This is a genomic window from candidate division TA06 bacterium (genome assembly GCA_016208585.1).
Lineage (GTDB): Bacteria > Edwardsbacteria > AC1 > AC1 > EtOH8 > UBA5202.
Map to the genome: position 1 here is coordinate 1 of JACQXR010000002.1, position 19,575 is coordinate 19,575.

The following is a 19,575-nucleotide window of genomic DNA, read 5'->3' on the forward strand; positions in this document are numbered from 1 at the left end:
CACACAACAGAAACTGTGTGCTCTTTTTGATTTGGAAAAATATCAACTATCAGTTGTATAATACATTTTGTTTTTTAAAACACCTTGAATAACAAGCAGTTGTGAATTGTTTTTACAAATAACTAGGAAACTTGCGCTAGCAAGCAAAAAGAACGGGACATTGTACATTGGAGTGACTAACAACCTGATACTTCGAGTAAGGGAGCACAAAGGGGGCTTTGTCGAGGGCTTCACCAAGAAGTATAACGTTCAAATGCTTGTTTATTTCAAAACGTATGAGGATATCGGGGACGCTATCCTGCGAGAGAAGAGACTTAAGAAATGGAACCGTAAATGGAAAATTGAACTGATAGAAAAAATAAATCCGGATTGGAAAGACCTGTATAAAGATCTACGGTAATCACTGGATTCCCGCTTTCGCGGGAATGACAGGTAGTTTTAGGAGCATAGAAAATGATCAAGTCCTTCTCCGATCTGATGACTGAGGCCAAGGCCAAGGGGCCGAAAAAAGTGGCCGTGGCCGTGGCCCAGGACGGGGTGGTGCTCGAGGCGCTAGCCATCGCCCATCAGGAGAAGATCGCGCAGCCGCTGCTGTTCGGCGACAAAAAGGCGATCGAAGAGGCGGCGGCCAGGGCCAAGGTCGGCATCGCCACATGGGAAATCAACGACATCATCGACATGGCCGAGGCCTCCCGGGCGGCGGTGGCCGCCGTCAAATCCGGCCGGGCCGACTTCCTGATGAAGGGCCTGGTGGCCACCGCCACCTTCCTCAAGGCCGTTCTGGACAAGGAGGCGGGGCTGCGCACCGGGCGGCTGCTGTCGCATGTGGCGTTGATGGAGGTGGCGGGCTACCACAAGATATTTTTCCTGACCGACGCCGGCATGTGCGTCAAACCAGATCTGATAGCTAAGATCGACATCATCAACAACGCGGTGGAGATCGCCCACAAGATGGGGATGGAGAAGCCCAAGGTGGCGGTGCTGGCCGCGGTCGAGGTAATCAACCCCGAGATGCCGGAGACGATGGACGCGGCCGAGCTATCCAAAATGGCCGAACGCGGCCAGATCAAGGGCTGCCTGGTGGACGGCCCGCTGGCCCTGGATCTGGCGGTGTCATCCGAGGCCGCCGCCCACAAAAAGGTCAAAAGCCCGGTAGCCGGCGACGCCGACATCTTCATAGTGCCCGAGATCGCGGCCGGGAACATCTTCGCCAAGGCCCTGATCTACATGGCCGGGGCCAGGGCGGCCGGGATCATAGCCGGCGCGGCCAAGCCGGTGGTGATGCTCTCCCGCTCCGACTCCAAGCAGCAGAAGATAAATTCCATCGCTTTGGGAGTGGTCAGCTGCTGATGGTTGCCCACCGGCATATCTTGGCGCCGCTGCCCGACGACTGTTTCAAGGCCCTGCTTGACCAGACGTTCGACGAAGTCAGCTACGTAGACGCCAAGCGGCGCATCCTATACTGGAACAAAGGCGCCGAAACGATCACTGGCTACGCAGCCCAGGATATGGTCGGCCAGAAATGTGACCGCGATGAAGGGCTGTGCCACATCGGAGAAGACGGCACGCGGTTATGCGATAAACTTTGCCCATTGCTGGCGGCGATCGAAGACGGCAAGAACAGCCAGAAGAGAGTGCACCTCCGCAACAAGGACGGCAGGCGGATCCCGGTGGATGCGGTATCGTCGCCGGTCTACAACGGGCAAGGAAACCTGCAGGGCGCGGTCCAGATATTCCGGGATGCCAGCATCTACGAGGAGGAGGCCAAGGCCTCGGAGCTTCTTTCCCGGCTGGCCGCCCTGGACCCCCTGACCGAGCTGCTGAACCGCCGCAAGATAGAGATGGAGCTGGACCTGGAGCTGAAAAAATCGAAGCGCCTGGGTCTGCCGCTCTCCCTGATCTTCTGCGACCTGGATTATTTCAAGCACGTCAACGACGAATACGGCCACCAGGTGGGGGACGAGGTGCTGAAGGGAGTTTCCAAACAGCTGCAGGCCGGGATCCGGGAATACGACCGGGCAGTCCGCTACGGGGGCGAGGAGTTCCTGATCATGCTGCCCCAAACCAAGGCCGAGATTGCGGTGGAGATAGCCGAACGCCTGAGGCAGTCGGTGGAAAGGTGGAAACTGATTCACCAGGAGAAACTATGGCCTTTCAACATCACCATCAGCCTGGGAGTGGCCGAGCTGGCCAGGGACGAAAGTCCGGAAAGCCTGATAGACCGGGCGGACAAGGCTCTATACCGGGCTAAAAAATCCGGCCGGAATGCGGTTTTCGTAACTTGATGCTTGGTCTTGGGACCCAATATTTACCCCGGCATAATAACTTTTTTACATAATTGCAACCAGAGGAGAAAAAGTGGCGCCCATCACTTCATTGAAACAAATGGCGGAATTGGTCAAGGGCGGGTCTTTGAAAAGAGTGGCGGTGGCCTGCGGCCAGGATCCCGACATCCTCGGCGCTCTGGCCCGGGCGGTCAACGAAAAGCTGGCCCAGGCCATCCTGATCGGCGACCAGAAAAAGACCGAGGCTTTGGCCAGGGAACACAAGATAGATCCTAAAATATTCACCCTGATCGACGAGAGCGACTATAAGAAGGCGGCCGCCCGGGCGGTGGAGATGGTCAAGAAAGGCGAGGCCGACATGCTGATGAAGGGGCTGATAGACACCGCGGTCTATGCCCGGGCCTATCTGAACAAGGAGACCGGACTGACCACCGGAGGCACCGTCTCACATGTGGCGGCCTTCGAGGTCCCCAATTATCCCCGGCTGCTGATCGTCACCGACGCGGCCCAGATACCCTATCCCACCTTCGATGAAAAAGTGGCCATGATCAACCATGCCGTTTCGGTGGCCCACAAACTGGGAATAGAAACCCCCAAGGTGGCGGTGCTGGCGGCGGTGGAGAAGGTCAACCCCAAGATGCCCTGCACTCTGGAGGCCGCTCAATTGGCCAAGATGGCGGACCGGGGCCAGATCAAGGGCTGCATCGTGGACGGGCCGCTTTCCATGGACGCCTCGGTCAGCCCGGAATGCGCGGCCGGCAAAGGCATCAACTCGCCGGTGGCCGGCTATGCCGACATCCTGGTCTGCCCGGACATCCACGGGGCCAACATCCTGTACAAGACCCTGGCCCAGTTGGCGCACGCCGAGCTGGCGGCCATGGTCATCGGCACCAGCGCCCCGGTAGTGCTGACCTCGCGCACCGATTCCGACGAGACCAAGTTCATGTCCATAGTACTTTCGGCCCTGATGGCCAAATAACGCACGGAGCAAGGGCCTGGGGCGTTTGAGAAGCAATGATAAAAGCCGGGCGATGTTTGAAACGTTTGAAATGTTCAAACCGTTAAACACTTAAACGTTCAAACATTGTTGGAGGTTCTGGCGTGACATTTTAAACATCGTTTTGCAGGTTTCTATTGACTTTAACCGGGTTATATCTTATCCTTAATCAAACATCACGAGAATCGTTATGAAGATAGCCATCGGCGCCGACCACCGGGGATTTGCCTTAAAAGAGCAGATCAAGTCCGCCTTTTCCCCGGACAATCTGGAATTCAAAGATTTCGGGGCCGCAAACCGGGAGCCTTGCGACTATCCCGACTTTGCCCTGCCGGTGGCCCGGGCGGTGGCCAAGGGCGAGGCCGACAAGGGCATCCTGGTCTGCAGCACCGGCAACGGCATGGCCATCGCGGCCAACAAGGTCAAGGGGGTGCGGGCGGCCATCGCCATGACCCCGGACATGGCCCGCTACTCGCGGCTGCACAACGACGCCAACATCCTGGTGCTGCCGGCCGACTACATCGACCTGCAGCTGGTGCCCAAGATCGTCAAGGTCTGGTTAGAGACTGGGTTCGAAGGGGGGCGCCATCAGCGCCGGGTGGACAAAATAAAAAAATACGAAAACGAATAAAATTAACCTGGGAAAATTAAAACTATAAGGAAGCCAGGAAAGCCAGGAAAATTTTCTTTACTGGTTTGGCATACTCCTCACGAATATTGCATAGAATATAACTTGTCAGTAACTAAAAAGAATTGTGAAATCATTCAATGAAAAATATTCTGAAATTTTACCTGGCCCTGCTGGCGTTTACAGCTCCGGCGCTGGAAGCCCAAATCCAGCCCGGACTGGAGGTGGGTGCCCCGGCTCCCCCCATCGTATTGAAAAACCTGGACGGCGGCTCCACTTTTTATCTGCGGGATTACTGCGGCCAGCCCCGCACTCCCCGCACCCGCCAGCAGCGGGACGTGGTGGTCTTAAGCTTTTTCACCACCTGGTGCGAGAACTGCAAAAAGGAGATCCCCTGCCTGCAGGAGATGGCCTCCAAGTTCTCCCAGGACAGCATCCGTTTTTACCTGATAAACGTGGGCGAACCCAAGGATTCGGTGGAGGCCTATATCTTCCAGTGGGTGATCTCGCTGCCCATACTGCACGACGAGTTCTCGGCGACGGCCAAGAAGTACCAGGCCAACAACATGCCTACCCTGGCGGTGGTGGATAAGGCCGGTAGGATCGCAGAATACCACGCCGGGTTTGTGGACGGTTACGAGAAAGAATTGGAGGCCAAGCTCAATCTGTTGCTGGGCAAGACCAAGCCCGAAAGTCTGGCCGTCACACTTCGGCCCGGCTCAGTGCAGTCGCCCGACAGCGCGATTGCCGACACCGCCAAGGCCAAGGCCAAGCCCAAGGTCAAGGGAAAGAAAGGCAAGATTAAAAAAAGTGGATAAATTTAGCTTTCTCAAAGGAAAAACGCACCCTGCGCACCGGCTATAACTTATTTATTTGCTAAACGACGTCTTTATTTATCAATCAAAGACATTGGCCTTAAATGCTACAAAGCAGCATCCTTATATATCTGCGGAGTTTATCTATCTGCTTCAAAGAGACTTACCAGCAATATGCTATTGTACAATAATGAATCAGCGAAGTCGCGGTTAGGGTCAAAAGCCTGTACAGATTCAGTATATTTTTGTACAAAGAAAAAGTGAAGGACGTAATTTAAAATCCCAACCATCACCCAACAGCAAAATGAAAGCCAGTAAATAAGTTTCATGCCATCCCGAAATCACAATAAATACCCGGCTAAAATTTTCGCCGGAATAGGCCAAGTCACCCTGGACAATTTCCAGGAATGGGGCTCGGCCTTTTATTTATTCGGCCGGATCATTCTGGCCTTAAGACATGTGTTCAAGAATTTCCAGTTGATCCTCCAGCAGATGGTGGTGATGGGGGTTCATTCCCTGCCGCTGGTGCTGTTCTCGGCCGTCTTCACCGGGATGGTAGCCGCGGTCCAGGCCGCCTACCAGCTGCAGGGGCTGGCGCCGCCAATCTGGCTGGGCACCGGGATCGCCCGGGCGGTGATGATCGAGCTGGGCCCGGTGCTGACCGCGCTGGTGGTGGCCGGGCGGGTGGGGGCGGGCATCGCCGCCGAGTTGGGAACTATGCGGGTCACCGAGCAGATCGACGCCCTGGAGACCATGGCCATTGACCCGGTGTCCTTCTTAGTGATGCCCCGGTTCGTGGCCGGAGCGGTGATGTCTCCGGTGCTGACCATCTTTGCCAATTTCGTGGCATTGATCGGAGGCTGGTTAGTGGCGACGGTCTCGGTGGGCATCTCCTCCCAGGTCTATCTGGACGGCCTGAGGTTCCACTTCCACACCAAGGACCTGATGGGGGGCATAGTGAAATCAATATTCTTCGGCATCATCATCGCCACCTCCGGGTGCTTTCACGGCTTTGCCACCGAGGGCGGGGCCGAGGGGGTAGGCCGGGCCGCCACCAAGGCGGTGGTCACCGCGGCGGTGCTGATACTGATCTTTGATTATATAGTTTCGGCCTGGATATTCGGGTGAACCGGAATCTTTAAACCACCAAGACACCACTAAAGAGATTTCTAATTGTTGGGGGAATAAAAAACCATGGACACATTCGCCCAAAACGCCGCGTTGTTAGGCCTGGGACTTGGTCTCTTGGCAGTTATCATCTTAGTTGCTTCCATCGCCCTGAAGATCAAAAAAAAGATCGGCCTGGGCTCGCTGTGGAGCGGTTTCCTGTTCTTCCTGATCCTGCTCCTGGCCGGTGCCACTATGTTTTCGCTGTCCCTGTTCGCCCGTACCTACAGCCTTTTGAGCAACGACCAGCTCATCGGAACGGTCACTGCGTTCAAGACTGATAACGGTCTGCAGATGCGCTTCACCGACGAAACCACCGGCGCCAGGCACGTCTTCCCCCTGGCCGGGGACCAGTGGATGATCCAGGGGTATATCCTGCGCTGGAAGCCTTTTTTGAGGTTTCTGGGGGCCAAGCCCTATTACCGGATCACCCGTTTTTCCGGGCGATGGGAATCGCCCGATTCCACCACGGTTTGCAATTACCAATTGGTCAAGGAGCCGGGATACTGGGGAGCTCTTTTGCGCTACGGACAAAAACTGCCTCTGATTGACGCGGTACAGGGGATAGCCGCCTTCCAGCATTCTGGTCCCGATACCTTTATGGTATATATCACCGATGCCGGGTTTGTTTTGAAGAAATGATATTGTAAAAACTATTCTCCGCTTTCTCTTTGTAGAGAAAGCTCCAAAGAGAACTTTCGCCCAGTGCCGCCTTGAAGTTATGATATCCGGCTGCCTGAATGTCTTGATCACGAAATATGGTAAAATCAAAGCAAAACACTCTTTTCCCTCCTTTGTCGGGAAAACCGGCAGCTTTTGCCAGGCAGCAGCGCTGAAGCGAACCTGGGCTTGGTCCCGGTAAATGGCCGCTTCAGCGGACGGGAATGTCAGAGTGGCCGTTAACCCCGCCAGGGCGGGGAGGCCACGGATATATTTGCTATCCCGGGAGGTGCGCGGCCGAGCTCTTTGGTTACTTTCTGGCGGTACAGAAAGTAACATTAAAAAATGCCGCTTCGCGTGTTTCTGTGGGTAACCACAATATGTTGTGATATAATGTGTTCATGGATGAAAAACAATTCTACACAAGGCTGCTGGGGGTAAAAGACCCTTGGCACATCAATAGGGTAGATCTCAACAGGGACAAGGAACGCGTTGACATAATAAGAACGTGTTAAACCTTCCGTCAGCGTATATATCAAAAGCAACAATAGACGGTATTATCAAAAGAATCGATAGCCTGCGACCATGATAATTCAAATGATTTGTAAAAATATTTATAGGACGATCCCCCTGAAACTCAATGTTTACGCGGATTGTTGTTTTAAGTAAGCTATAATTAACGCTTTTTTCCGGTAATAACTAAACGGCAATTATGAACTGATATCTGAGGACAATGAAGATCACCTTTCACGGTGCAACCCGCACCGTCACCGGTTCGATGTATGTGATAGAACTGGGCGGCAAAAAACTTTTACTGGAATGCGGCATCCATCAGGGGCCCCGGGAGCAAAGCGAACAGCAGAACCAGAAACTGCCGTTTGATTCAGCCAAAATAGACGCCATGATACTCTCCCATGCCCATCTGGATCACAGCGGCAATATCCCAACTTTGGTCAAGCAGGGCTATGCCGGCGACATTTCCATGACCTCTGCCACCCGGGATCTTCTGGGGTTGATGCTAAGGGACTCGGCCCATATCCAGGAATCGGACACTGTATTCGTCAACAAAAAGCGAAAACAGCAGGGGCTTCCTCCAAAACTGCCGCTCTACACCATGAGCGACGCCGAAAAAGCCCTGGATGCCTTCGTCAGTTATTCCTACGAAAGAACTTTCAGTCCCCTGCCGGGAGTCAAAGCCATATTTCACGACGCCGGGCATATCCTGGGCTCGGCCATGGTGGAGCTGGAGCTAATCGAGAGCGGAAAGACCAAAAAATTCTTCTTCACCGGAGACCTGGGCCGGAAGGGACTGCCCATCATCCGCGACCCCTACCAGCCGGAGGGGGCCGATTACCTGATGATGGAGAGCACCTACGGCGACCGCCTGCATAATCCCATAGAACAAAGCGTGCTGAAACTGCAAAACCTGGTGCGCCAGGTCTGCCAGCGGCGGGGCAAGGTCATCATCCCAGCCTTTTCGGTGGGGCGGACCCAGGAAATAGTCTACGAACTGCACAAGATGTTCGAGGCCGGGGCCCTGCCCCGGGTGCCGATCTATGTGGACAGCCCGCTGTCGGTCAACGTTACCGGCATCTTTAAGCTGCACCCCGAATGCTTTGACGCCGAGACCAGGGGAATGATTATCAACCATGATGACCCCTTCGGTTTCGGGCGCCTGACCTATGTGTCCGCCGCCGAGGACTCCAAGCGGCTCAATATGCTCAAAGAGCCGGCCATCATTATTTCGGCTTCGGGGATGTGCGAAGCCGGGCGCATCCTGCATCATCTGCGCAACTCGGTGGAGGATCCCAGGAACGCCGTGCTGATCGTGGGTTTTCAGGCCGAGGGGACCCTGGGCAAAAAGTTAGTGGATAAATGGCCTGCGGTCAGGATCTTCGGAGAAGAGCACCAGGTCAAGGCCCAGGTGGAGGTGCTGAACGGATTTTCGGCCCATGCCGACAAAAATGAATTGTTGGGTTTCGTCCAGCAGGCCAAGGGGGGCTTGGGACAGGTTATTTTGGTCCATGGCGAGGAAAAACAGTCCTTAAGCTTTGCCCAAAATCTTAAAGACTTGAATTACAAAGTGGAAGTGCCGGTTTCCGGTCAGACCATGGAATTATGATTAAACTCTTGACTTTCGGCAACCGGTAAAGTTATAATCATAAGTGGTAAACGGCAAATCGCAAACTGTAAACTGTAACGCGCCTGTAGCTCAATTGGATAGAGCGCCGGCCTCCGAAGCCGGAGGTTACCCGTTCAACTCGGGTCAGGCGCACCATAAAACCACTTTAGTATGAACAGTATCACAACCATTTTAAAAACGGCGAGCATTCATCCCCGGCTGGGGGCCTGGCTCGTCTTTTTTGTTGTCGCCTCAGTCTATATGTTTACGGCGGCTCCCACCATCGGGTCGATCGATTCCGGAGAATTGTCCCTGGTCGTAAAAACATTAGGAATAGCCCATCCCACCGGATATCCCCTTTTTACCCTGCTGGGTAAGATATGGATCACCCTGATGTTTTGGGGCGATCTGGCTTACCGGCTGAATATTTTTTCCGGTTTGATAGGGGCCTGCGCCGCCGCCCTTTTATTCCTCACGCTCGGACAGTTGGGAATAAGGCCGGTATTGTCCCTGGCTGGAAGCCTGTTATGGGCCTTCTCGCCGGTGGTCTGGGATCAGGCTACGGTGATCGAGGTCTACGGACTGACATCATTATTAGGCATATTGCTGATCTGGTTGTCGCTGAGATACAAAAAAGAAAACGATTTCAGATTATTGTCTCTGATTGCTTTCATTGCCGGACTTGGTTGGGGAAACCACTTGAGCCATTTATGGTATTTGTCCGGAGTTCTGATAATAGTATTGAATAAATCCATTATCACCAATTGGAAAAGAATATTGTTACCGGTTGTCCTTTTTTTACTGGGCCTCTCGGTCTATCTGTATCTGCCGTTGCGCGCGATCAATGACCCTCTTATGAACTGGGGCGATCCTTCAAACTGGCCAAGGTTTTTGGGACATGTTACCGGACGCCAGTACCGGGTATGGATGCTCAATAATTCATTCCCGGAACTGTGGCACAACCTTGTTCGTTTTCTGAAAATCGCTGCCAACCAGCCCTGGATATTCATCAGTTGGCTGGCAGTTCCCGGCTTTATCTGGTTAGTTATAAGAAATAAGAGGGCGCTGGCGGCTTTAGCCGCAGTCATTCTGGCCTCGGTATTTTACGGAATAAACTACAGCATCCCTGATATCGCGGCTTATTTTTTGCCGGCCCTGGCCGCTCTGAGCATTGCTGCCGCTTTCGGATTGCAGGCATTATCTGAATTATTAACCGATAAAATAAACGCCAAGGGGTCCGCCATATATTGCTGGGCCGCACTGGCATTATCCTTAACAGTGCCCGCAGCTAACTGGCGGCAGGCCGACCGCAGCCGGGATCACTTTACTATCGAATTTGCCAATGATATCCTGGTGTCGGCCGGGTCCAACGCCGTGATCCTGACCGACAACTGGGACATCTACGCCCCGGTCCTATATCTGCAACATCAACAGGGGCTTCGTTCCGATTTAGCGCTGGTTGACAAAGAACTGCTGAGGCGCAGTTGGTATTATTCTTACTTGGAAAAGCAGTACCCGGAATTTTATGAATCCTGCCGGCCGGAGATAGAAGCCTTCTTGCCCCAGTTGTATCTCTTTGAGCACGGCCAGGCCTATGATCCGGCCGAGCTCCAGGACCGGTATCAGGATCTGCTGAATGCTCTGGCGCTCCGCAATTATTACGATATGCCGGCCTATCTGACTCGGGCTGACAGGAAAGGGGATTACTCCCAGCTGGCCCTTAATTATGAACGGGTGCCCGAAGGGCTTTTGTACCGCCTTAAGCTGCCTGGGATTGTGACCGGATTCGAGACCGACACGTTATTCTGTCAGACAACGAATGCCGTCGATACTCTGCAATTATCGGAGCGGGAAAGACTGCTTTACAAAACCTATCCCAACCTGCTTTATCAGCGGGGAATATATTTGGCTTGGAACATGCATTATACTGAAGCCCTGCAGTATTTCCAGAGGGCGCTAAGCTATGACGACAAACGCCCCTTGATTTATCTGGGGCTGGGAGGGGCGTACACCGGGTTGAACCGGGTGGAGGCGGCCTTGTCGGCCTTTAATAAGGTATTGGAGCTTGATTCGTCCAACCAGACGGCCCGGGAAAATATCGAACGACTAAAGATGTTCACTCCCGGCGGACCTAAAAGCTACAGGATGGAGATCAAGCAGTGACAGAATATGGTCTGGTGTTATTGTACTCCAGAGAAATATATCACTATCCAAAGTTTGATTGTAGAAGTCAGTAAAATGTTGCGCGCGCTTATGGTGAGTATCAAAAATGCCTAAACCCTATCGGCTATCAGCTAAGGACTTGGTTATGTTTGCCCGGGAAGCCCGGTCGAAGGCCTACGCTCCGTATTCCAAATTCAAAGTGGGCGCGGCTCTGCTGGCTAAAAACGGCCAGGTCTACCTTGGCTGCAACGTGGAAAACGCTTCCTTCGGTCTGACCTGCTGCGCCGAGCGCAACGCGGTATTCAAGGCCGTCTCCGATGGCCAGCGGGAGTTCAAGGCCATAGCTATTCACTCCGATTCCCCGGAACCTACGGCTCCCTGCGGGGCCTGCCGCCAGGTGCTGAGCGAATTCAGTCCCGGGATGCTGGTGATCATGGCCGGGGCCAGAGGGATGGTCAAATCGCGAAAATTAAAGGAACTGTTGCCTAATTGCTTCGGGCCAAAATCACTGAAAACTTTTAATAGCCACCAAGGCACTTAATCCGTTAATTGTTTAGTTAGCAGTTAATCGTAAATCGTCAATCGTGTTTGTGTCATAGTGCCTTTGTGGCTGAATAGTTACCAAAAATAAAACATAAGGAGAACGATTTGTTCAGCATAGCATTTGCCATGGGACAGCCGGGAGCCCCGGCCCAGGGCCAGCAGAGCGGCGGCGGTTTACTGAACTTGCTGCCAATAGTAATCATGTTCGTCATCATCTACGTCCTGCTGATCCTGCCCCAGCAGCGCCAGCAGAAAAAACACGCCCAGATGCTCAAGGGCCTGCAAAAGGGAGACAAGGTGGTGGCCGCCGGCGGCATCCACGGCACGGTGGTGGGGGTGGACGATGCCCGGAACATAGTGGTGGTCAAGATCGACGAGAACGTCAAGATCGAAGTGCAGAAGTCAACGGTCAGCGTCAAAATAGAAAAGTAAGCGCGATCATATCTTTGATTTAATCGGCGCAACCAATTTAATCACTATCATCAGGCTGTTAACCAATATCAGACATCTCGCGATCCTCTCCTTGCTGCGATAAGCTCAACACAAGGAGCAGGGAAGAAGGAAAGCGGGGTGCGGGAGGTCTTCTATGAACAAGATTTTTAGGGCGCTCAATCTGGTTATTCTAATGTTCCTCGGGCTTTTCAGCTTGAGCGCGGCCTCAGAATTCTGGAACTTAGAGCCTGGCATAATTGGAGCCAGATCAGCGGCCCTCGGCGGGGCCGATGCGGCCTTGGCCGATGAGCCGGCAGCCATATTTTATAATCCGGCGGGATTGGGACAGATAAAGAAAAAGTGCTTTGCTGCGGGATTATATATATGCTCGGCCAAGGGAGCGCCAGTTGTTCCGGTTGTTCATGAAACTTCGCCTGCGGATCCCTGGGGATATTATCAGAACGAATATCCCTGGTCGGAAAAGATCAAAGGCCTTGATTTTATCGCGGGAGTTTTCCGCTGGCGCAACTTTACCCTGGCTGGAGGATATTCCCGTCCCTATCGGAGAATTAGGGAATACGATACCGTTTTGGCGTGGAAGGATTACAGCATACCATATAAATGCAATTTCCAGGCTGATCGTTTTACATTGTCTATGGCGGTATCGGCTAAAGATAAGATTTACGGAGGTTTTGCGGTGCATTTTTATCAGGCCCAAATATACAACAGCGATTTCAGTATTGACCGGAGATCATACCAATATGATTCCATAAACATCAGGCGATACCTCTGGGTAAATTGGGAAAGAAGCAACCTTGAGGCTACAGGGTCCGGCCTGGAGATAGGCTTATTAGCCAAGCCCGCCAATGATATCTCCCTGGGGTTTACCTTGGCCTCCGCCGCCAGCCTTGAGGGCGAAGAACTTTGGGACAACTATTCCTATTATGCCTATAACGACACGGTGGGTCAGGATACTCTTTACAGTTATAGTTTCTGGAACCAGGTAGAATTGGGTTGGAAGCTAAGACTGGCCGCAGCTTTTGGCGATCCAAAGGAGACCTGTCTGTTGTTAAGTTACATGTATCAAGGGGGATCTGATAATGGGACTATTGCTTATCCGATGGTTTATCCCGGGATATACCCCAGCCAACTTGAATTCACGACCGAGACCAGCGGCTTGGCCGCAGGGATACAGATCGCTGCAAGAAAAGATCTGCTCATTAGGGCGGGGGGCTCTAATACGGCTGGAATTTTGAAGGGCAGTTTGGGCCTGGGTTGGCAGTATAAAAATATGGCGCTGGATTGCGCCTACCGCCAGGTTATTTCTTCCACCAAAAGATATAAATCAAAAGAAATTTTTGTAAGCGCCGGATATAGTTTTTAGTCCCTGCAAATGGATACGAAAAAGCAAAAAATACTGCCCGTCAGAATCTACGGCGACCCGGTGCTGCGGCAAAAGGCCGAGCCGGTAAAGAACATCGACGGTTCGCTGATCTCTTTGGCCGGCCAGATGATCGAATCACTGGCTTTGGCCCGGGGGCTGGGATTGGCAGCGCCCCAGGTGGGCCATTTGCTGGCCCTCTGCATCATCAACCTGCCGGCCCTGGATTCAAAACAGGCCAAGCCGCTGATACTGATAAATCCCCAGCTGCAGGCTTCCGACGGAAAAGCCGTCTATCAGGAGGGATGCTTAAGCTTTCCCGGAATGTACGCCGAGGTGGCCCGGCCCCAAACCGCGACAGTCACCGGGCTGGACCGGGACGGCAATCCGCTGGAGCTGGAGGCTTCCGAAATTTTGGCCCGGGTGTTTCTGCACGAGTTGGACCACCTCAACGGGGTGCTTTTCATAGATCACCTGAGCCCAATCAAACGCCAGCTTTTAAAAAAGCGGCTCAAGGAATTGATTGCCAAAACCGGGGACAAAGTCCGATGAGAAATATTTTCCGCCATGTCAAAGGACAGGTAATCAAGCTGGATGAAGACGGCGCCAGTCTTTCCGAAGCCGCGGCCCAAGCTGTTGAGGCGTTGAACCGGGGACGGGTGATGGCCTTTCCCACCGATACCGTCTATGGCTTGGGGTGCCGGGCCGACCAGCTTCGGGCCGTCAAAAGAATATACCGGCTTAAAGGGCGGAACTTTTCCAAGCCCCTGATCCTTTTCATAAAAGATTTTCGGGTACTTTCCCAGGCCACCCGGCAAATCCCGGAATATGCCCAGAAGCTGATAGATGTCTATTGGCCGGGGGCTTTGACCATGGTCTTCCAGGCTTCGGCCCAGGTTAAAAAATGGGGACTGGATAAAAACGGCACCATCGGCATCAGGATTCCCAAGCATCAGGCGCTGCAGACCATCCTGGATCAATTGGACTGCCCCCTGGCCACTACCAGCGCCAATGTCAGCGGGGCCGCGGAATCCTGCAATATCCAGCAGGTGATGGAATCATTCAAATCCCCGGTGGACCTGATCCTGGACGGGGGGACGCTGCCCCGCTGCCGCCCGTCCACGGTACTGGACCTGTCCCGGGAGCATCCGGTAGTTCTGCGCCGGGGCGATATCGGCCGGCAGGAATTATCAGACCTTTTGCGGCTGCCGGTAAAGCAGGAAAAAGTTGAAGTGCTGTTTGTCTGCACCGGCAATACCTGCCGCAGTCCCATGGCCGAAGGACATCTCAGACATATTTTGCCCAAACAGTGGAAAGACAAGGTTACGGTCCGCTCTTGCGGCACCAGGGCTTTGCCGGGGATTCCGGTCACTGACAAGGGGCAGGAGACCGCCAAAAAATGCGGCTTTGACATCTCCAGCCACCGCTCACGGACGCTGACGGACAGCTTGATAAAACAGGCTGACATCATCATAGCCATGGAGGAAAGCCACCGGCAGGATATCCTCAAACTTTACCCCAAAGCCCTGGTATCGCTTTTGGCGGCGGACGGAGTTCCCGATCCCATCGGCGGGACCCTGGAGGATTACGCCAAGACCCTGGACCTGATAATGCGGGAAATGCCGGATGTGCTGGAGAAGATAAAAGAGATCCTGGCTTGAAAAAAGTCCGGGAACGAGCCGGCCAACCAAAAACTTGAATACATTTTTATTTTTTGGTATACTTAACATATTGTAATGGCTTGCCCGCGAAATATGCGAAAAATATTTTCGTGATTTTTGTGAAGGGAAAAAATCCTGGCGTCCTTCGGAAGCATAGCAAGGTCCCAATCTCAGAGCCTGCGCCGAGATGGCTCCAGACATGGCTTACGAGGTGATGACGCAGCAATAATATTATTCGAGCAAAACAACGGGGCGAGGAAGCAATTCTTTGTAGTCGGGCAGTTAGCTCAGTTGGTTAGAGCGCTGGTCTCACATACCAGAGGTCACAGGTTCAAATCCTGTACTGCCCACCAGAGCTTAATAAATTCATTTGATAGTCCCTTTCACTCAGGAAGCAACCAGTAAAGTATAGGTGCTAACTAACTCAACCCCACTTCGCAAGTCTAATATAGGCAATACTTCCACCGACACTCTTGCTTCCTCCTTCGTTGCTACTACGGCGAACCACCGCCACAACCCATGGCCCCGCTGCACGCCAGAGCCTCGCCTTTGCTGGCGGGGCGGGGCGGGGCAAGCAAGTCGGCGGACAGGCAGTGTTGGCTTTGCCCCTTCTCTTTGCTTCGGCAGGCCTGTTTATTACGTTTTAACGGCTTTAAACCAACATTTCAACTCTGCACAAGCATATTTCCCCGGAACAATTGGGCATTTCACCAGTGCAAACGGGTATTTTACCGGAACAATTCCATATTTCACCGGGACAATTGGGCATTTCACCAGTGCAAACGGACATTTCACCGGAACAATTCCATATTTCACCTTTACAAAACCATTGTTCACCGGGACAATTGGGCATTTCACCAGTGCAAATGGGCATTTCACCAGTGCAAACGGGTATTTTACCGGAACAATTCCATATTTCACCTTTACAAAACCATTGTTCACCGGGACAATTGGGCATTTCACCAGTGCAAACGGACATTTCACCGGAACAATTCCATATTTCACCGGGACAATTGGGCATTTCACCGGAACAAAAGCATATTTTACCCTAACAAAACCAAACTGACCTCCCCCAATTCCCTTTCCTCACGGGGAAGGGATATAGGGTTAGGCCAAAACCATAAACCCCAACACTTAAGGAGGCTCGTATGCCCGTCAAAACCAGCCGCACCATCGCTGCCCAGCTCAACTCGGCCCAGGTGGCCATCTCCAACACCCTGACCGACCCCAGGATTCATAAGCCGATGGCCGAATACGGTTTTTCCGTGGCCAGGATCAAGGAGGGCCAAAAGCTTTACGAAACGGCCCGGTTGTCGCTTAACGTCCACAAGGCCCTTTCCGGCCAACAACAGTACAAAACCTCCGAAGTGAACCAGATCACCAAAAACGCCTACGACGTCTACCAGGCCCTGGCCAAGATAGCCCGGGCCATCTGGCATAAGGACAAGCCCCGGTTGGAGGCCCTGGGGCTGCACGGCAAGATGCCCAAGACCACCGACGGATTTCTTACCGCGGCCTATGTTCTGTTCGACAATGCCGCCGGGCCGGACGTCAATCTGCCCACCAAGGGCGAGGGTGAGCTGGCAGATTATGGGTATACCAAGGCCAAGCTGGCGGCCGAGCGGCTGAAGATAGTGGCCCTGGACAAGATGAACCAGGCCCAGGAAGCGGCCAAGGGCGAGGCCCAGAACGCAGCCCGCGACCAGCAGGCGGCTTTGAATGCCCTCAACGAATGGATGTCCGTGTTCATCAAGATCGCCAAGGTGGCTTTAAGGAACAAGAGGGAATATCTGGAGAAGATTGGGGTGCTGGCCCGGAGCGGAAAGACCAAGGCCCAAAGGGGGGCGCCCAAGAAGGCCGCGGAGACCAGGGCCAGGAAGAAGATGAAGTAGCCCTACACCCCACTAAGGTCGTGGCAACTATTGCTTTTGGCTAAAGCCAAATAGATTTCACTACACCCCAAGACCGCCACGACCTGAAGGTCGTGGCAACTAAGGTCGTGGCAACTAAGGTCGTGGCAACTAAGGTCGTGGCAACTAAGGTCGTGGCAACTAAGGATAAACTCTAAGAAAAGGGGATTCAATGAAAGCAGAATTCACTGCTATTATTGAAGCCGCCCCTGAGGGCGGCTACTGGGCTATTTGCCCGGAGGTGCCTGGAGCCAACGGACAAGGCGAGACAATCAAGGAAACAAAGAATAGTTTACGGCAAGCTATTGAATTGATTCTGGAAGATCGCAAGGCGGACATCCTGCGCGGCCTGCCCGAGGATGCCATTCAGGATACGGTGCTGATTGGATGAAACGGCGGGATATGGAACGCAAATTGCGGATGGCCGGCTGTTACTTAAAGCGGGAAGGCAGTTCTCATGCTCTTTGGATCAATCCGAAAAGCGGGGTTGCGGAAGCGGTTCCACGGCACCCGGAGATCAAGGAGCCATTGGCAAAGAAGATTCTGAAGAATCTAAATGTAGAATGTAAGAAGTTGGTTTGAATTGCCACGACCTGAAGGTCGTGGCAACTAAGGTCGTGGCAACTAAGGTCGTGGCTAAGGGTTGGGGGTTAGAAATATATGATTATCCCATCTATTCAGGAAAGAACTATAAGAGAGTTGGAGGTTCTAAACTCAACCCCTTCACTTCCCCTTCTCTTGCATCATGTTAGTCCGAATTTGTCTAAGAGAAGGGGACACAGAGGGGATGAGTTCGAAAGTTATTTAGAAATATTCATCCGGCCCAGGGATCAGGCCCAACCGTCCTGCGGTAGCCCGCAGGACGGTTTCTTTTGACCTCACCCTGCCTTTCCTCCTCCGCTAAAGCGGAGTTTACCCCGTTACAAAACGGGGGCGGACAAGTCGGCGACCCTCTCCTAATGGCCCACTTCGCCGTAGTAGCCATTATTATTGCTGCCTGCTACGTAGGCTGAACGTTAGGAGAGGGCCTGCACTGAGTGGAGCAGTTTATTATGGCAAACGAATGGGGGGAGGGGTGAGGTCAAAAAAACATTTGAGCCTCGCCCCAAAATAAGGTATAATCATTTAACATGAGCAAAATCTTGAAATCCATAGCCGGGATGTCCTTGGGCACCCTATTCTCTCGCTTGACCGGGTTCGTCAAATGGGCGGCGCTGGGGGCGGCGCTGGGCTTTACCCCCCTGGCCGACGCTTACAACCTGGCCCATGTGCTGCCCACCATGATCTACGAGCTGATCCTAGGCGGGATCCTCTCGGCGGTGTTTATCCCGGTGATCGTGGAACAGCTTTCGGAACACGATCCAAAAGAGGCCTGGCTCAACATCAGCCAGGTGATCAACGTCGGACTGATAGTGATGGCCGCCACCACTGCGCTGTGCTTTGCGGCCGCGCCCCTTTTGGTCTACCTCCAGACCCTCAAGGCACTGGCCGCCACCCGGGAACAGGCGCTGTTCTTCTTTTGGTTATTCATCCCCCAAATCTTCTTCTACGGGCTTTCGGCCATCGGCGGGGGGATCTTAAACGCCCGGGGGAAATTCGCCGCAGTAGCCTATGCCCCGGTAGCCAACAATCTAATGGTCATCGCCGCCCTGTTCGCTTATAAACTTTTCCCCTGGTTCGGTACGGCCGGGCTGGCCATCGGCACCAGCTTCGGGGCGCTGGCCCAGGCGCTGCTGCTCCTTCCCGGCCTTAAAGCCTGCGGCTTTAAATACCACGGCACCGTGAACTTCAAACACCCGGCGGTGGTCAAGACCTTCAAACTTTCCCTGCCGGTGATATTATACGTGGCCTTCAACCAGTTGAACCTAAGCGTCCAGAACAACCTGGCCATCGGCATTGAAGGCGGGGTCTCGGCCCTGCAGTACGCCTTCGCCTTTTACATCCTGCCCCACGGGCTGCTGGCGGTGTCCATTGGGGCCGTGCTGCTGCCGGGGCTTTCCCAAATGGCGGCCAAGAAGGAATGGCAGGATTTCGCCGGCGCCGTCCACCGGGGGATAAGCTGGAGCGCGCTCGGCATCATCCCGTCAATGGCGGCGCTGATCACCTGCAGTTTCCCCATCGTCCAGTCGCTGATGCAGCATGGGCGCTTCCAGGCCGCCGACAGCCTGATGCTGGCCCGGGTGCTGTCCCTGTATTCGCTGGGCTTGTTCTCGTTCACATTGTATCTTTTTTTGAACCGGGTTTTTTATTCCCTGCAGGACACCAGGACCCCGATGATCCTGAACTTCACCGGCAATGTCTTCAATTCGGCCTTCAACCTGCTGGTGGTGGGGAAACTGGGCGTAAACGGCCTGGCTTTGGGGCACGTCGCCGCCTATACCCTGATTGCCGTATTGAGCCTGGGGCTGATCAGTTCCCGGATCAAGGAAATAAAGTTATTGGCGCTGCTGCCGGTGCTCCTGAAAACAACGGCAGCCTCATTGCTGGTCGGCCTGATGGGCTGGGGTTTGAGCATTGCCTGGCAGCGCTGGATTGGCGGGGGACATTTTGGGCCAAAAATATTTTACCTGGCGGCCCTGCTGCTGGTATTGGGAGCGGTCTATCTGATGCTGGCCAGATTATTCAGGATCACCGAGATGATGGAAATGTTTAAGATGCTGCGGCCGGCGGCCAAACCGGAGAAACCGCTATAAAATTTTGCCACCAAGACACCAAGACACATCAAAGCCAAATCGTGAATCGTGAATGGTGAATTGTGAATAGTTATTTTTGTGCCTGGGTGTCTTTGCGGCTGGTAATAAGTGTCTAAAC

At 53.5% G+C, this 19,575-nt stretch carries 20 protein-coding genes and 2 tRNA genes; 21 read left to right on the forward strand and 1 reads right to left on the reverse strand.

What is annotated here, in order from left to right:
- Nucleotides 1–118 precede the first annotated feature (118 nt).
- From HY768_00045 to HY768_00125, 17 genes are all read left to right on the forward strand, one after another.
- On the forward strand, nt 119–400 hold the full coding sequence (locus tag HY768_00045; GenBank protein MBI4725615.1) for a GIY-YIG nuclease family protein: 282 nt from the start codon (nt 119–121) through the stop codon (nt 398–400).
- A 53-nt stretch (nt 401–453) separates the two neighbouring features.
- A complete protein-coding gene (locus tag HY768_00050; protein ID MBI4725616.1) occupies nt 454–1,350 on the forward strand; it encodes a bifunctional enoyl-CoA hydratase/phosphate acetyltransferase in 897 nt (298 codons plus the stop codon).
- Nucleotides 1,350–2,285, forward strand: a complete 936-nt coding sequence (locus HY768_00055; protein MBI4725617.1) for a sensor domain-containing diguanylate cyclase — start codon at nt 1,350–1,352, stop codon at nt 2,283–2,285. Before HY768_00050 ends, HY768_00055 begins: the two co-directional genes overlap by 1 nt.
- Before the next feature lie 100 nt (nt 2,286–2,385).
- Nucleotides 2,386–3,264 carry a bifunctional enoyl-CoA hydratase/phosphate acetyltransferase gene (locus tag HY768_00060; protein MBI4725618.1) on the forward strand — a complete coding sequence of 293 codons (879 nt, stop codon included), beginning with the start codon at nt 2,386–2,388 and terminating at the stop codon, nt 3,262–3,264.
- A gap of 208 nt (nt 3,265–3,472) precedes the next feature.
- On the forward strand, nt 3,473–3,913 hold the full coding sequence (gene rpiB, locus HY768_00065; GenBank protein MBI4725619.1) for a ribose 5-phosphate isomerase B: 441 nt from the start codon (nt 3,473–3,475) through the stop codon (nt 3,911–3,913).
- Nucleotides 3,914–4,050: 137 nt separating this feature from the next.
- Complete coding sequence (locus HY768_00070) at nt 4,051–4,728, forward strand: TlpA family protein disulfide reductase (GenBank protein MBI4725620.1); 678 nt, start codon at nt 4,051–4,053, stop codon at nt 4,726–4,728.
- Nucleotides 4,729–5,052: 324 nt separating this feature from the next.
- Nucleotides 5,053–5,853, forward strand: coding sequence for an ABC transporter permease (locus HY768_00075; protein ID MBI4725621.1), 801 nt, complete (start codon nt 5,053–5,055; stop codon nt 5,851–5,853).
- 66 nt (nt 5,854–5,919) lie between these two features.
- On the forward strand, nt 5,920–6,534 hold the full coding sequence (locus HY768_00080) for a hypothetical protein (protein MBI4725622.1): 615 nt from the start codon (nt 5,920–5,922) through the stop codon (nt 6,532–6,534).
- 751 nt (nt 6,535–7,285) lie between these two features.
- Complete coding sequence (locus HY768_00085) at nt 7,286–8,674, forward strand: MBL fold metallo-hydrolase (protein MBI4725623.1); 1,389 nt, start codon at nt 7,286–7,288, stop codon at nt 8,672–8,674.
- A gap of 79 nt (nt 8,675–8,753) precedes the next feature.
- Nucleotides 8,754–8,830, forward strand: a tRNA-Arg gene (locus HY768_00090).
- Nucleotides 8,831–8,845: 15 nt separating this feature from the next.
- The gene (locus HY768_00095; GenBank protein ID MBI4725624.1) at nt 8,846–10,837 is read left to right on the forward strand and encodes a DUF2723 domain-containing protein; all 1,992 of its coding nucleotides are present in this window, start codon (nt 8,846–8,848) and stop codon (nt 10,835–10,837) included.
- 106 nt (nt 10,838–10,943) lie between these two features.
- Nucleotides 10,944–11,378 carry a cytidine deaminase gene (locus tag HY768_00100; protein ID MBI4725625.1) on the forward strand — a complete coding sequence of 145 codons (435 nt, stop codon included), beginning with the start codon at nt 10,944–10,946 and terminating at the stop codon, nt 11,376–11,378.
- 128 nt (nt 11,379–11,506) lie between these two features.
- Complete coding sequence (yajC, locus tag HY768_00105) at nt 11,507–11,812, forward strand: preprotein translocase subunit YajC (GenBank protein ID MBI4725626.1); 306 nt, start codon at nt 11,507–11,509, stop codon at nt 11,810–11,812.
- 154 nt (nt 11,813–11,966) lie between these two features.
- A complete protein-coding gene (locus HY768_00110) occupies nt 11,967–13,196 on the forward strand; it encodes a hypothetical protein (protein MBI4725627.1) in 1,230 nt (409 codons plus the stop codon).
- A 9-nt stretch (nt 13,197–13,205) separates the two neighbouring features.
- On the forward strand, nt 13,206–13,745 hold the full coding sequence (gene def / locus HY768_00115; GenBank protein MBI4725628.1) for a peptide deformylase: 540 nt from the start codon (nt 13,206–13,208) through the stop codon (nt 13,743–13,745).
- Entirely contained in the window at nt 13,742–14,854 is a 1,113-nt protein-coding gene (locus HY768_00120) for a threonylcarbamoyl-AMP synthase (protein MBI4725629.1), read from the forward strand. The genes def and HY768_00120 overlap by 4 nt, the downstream gene beginning before the upstream one ends.
- Nucleotides 14,855–15,130: 276 nt before the next feature.
- Nucleotides 15,131–15,207, forward strand: a tRNA-Val gene (locus tag HY768_00125).
- 283 nt (nt 15,208–15,490) lie between these two features.
- Here the strand turns inward: HY768_00125 and HY768_00130 are convergent.
- On the reverse strand, nt 15,491–15,838 hold the full coding sequence (locus HY768_00130; GenBank protein MBI4725630.1) for a hypothetical protein: 348 nt from the start codon (nt 15,836–15,838) through the stop codon (nt 15,491–15,493).
- Nucleotides 15,839–16,002: 164 nt separating this feature from the next.
- On the opposite strand from HY768_00130, the gene HY768_00135 reads away from it, so the two are divergent.
- The 4 genes from HY768_00135 (at nt 16,003) to murJ (ending at nt 19,457) form a co-directional block, all read left to right on the forward strand.
- Nucleotides 16,003–16,746: a hypothetical protein gene (locus HY768_00135; protein ID MBI4725631.1), complete on the forward strand. Its 744-nt coding sequence runs from the start codon at nt 16,003–16,005 to the stop codon at nt 16,744–16,746.
- Between the two features lie 190 nt (nt 16,747–16,936).
- On the forward strand, nt 16,937–17,155 hold the full coding sequence (locus HY768_00140; GenBank protein ID MBI4725632.1) for a type II toxin-antitoxin system HicB family antitoxin: 219 nt from the start codon (nt 16,937–16,939) through the stop codon (nt 17,153–17,155).
- Nucleotides 17,152–17,346, forward strand: coding sequence for a type II toxin-antitoxin system HicA family toxin (locus tag HY768_00145; GenBank protein MBI4725633.1), 195 nt, complete (start codon nt 17,152–17,154; stop codon nt 17,344–17,346). Before HY768_00140 ends, HY768_00145 begins: the two co-directional genes overlap by 4 nt.
- A gap of 548 nt (nt 17,347–17,894) precedes the next feature.
- Entirely contained in the window at nt 17,895–19,457 is a 1,563-nt protein-coding gene (murJ, locus tag HY768_00150) for a murein biosynthesis integral membrane protein MurJ (protein MBI4725634.1), read from the forward strand.
- The last annotated feature ends 118 nt before the right edge of the window (nt 19,458–19,575 follow it).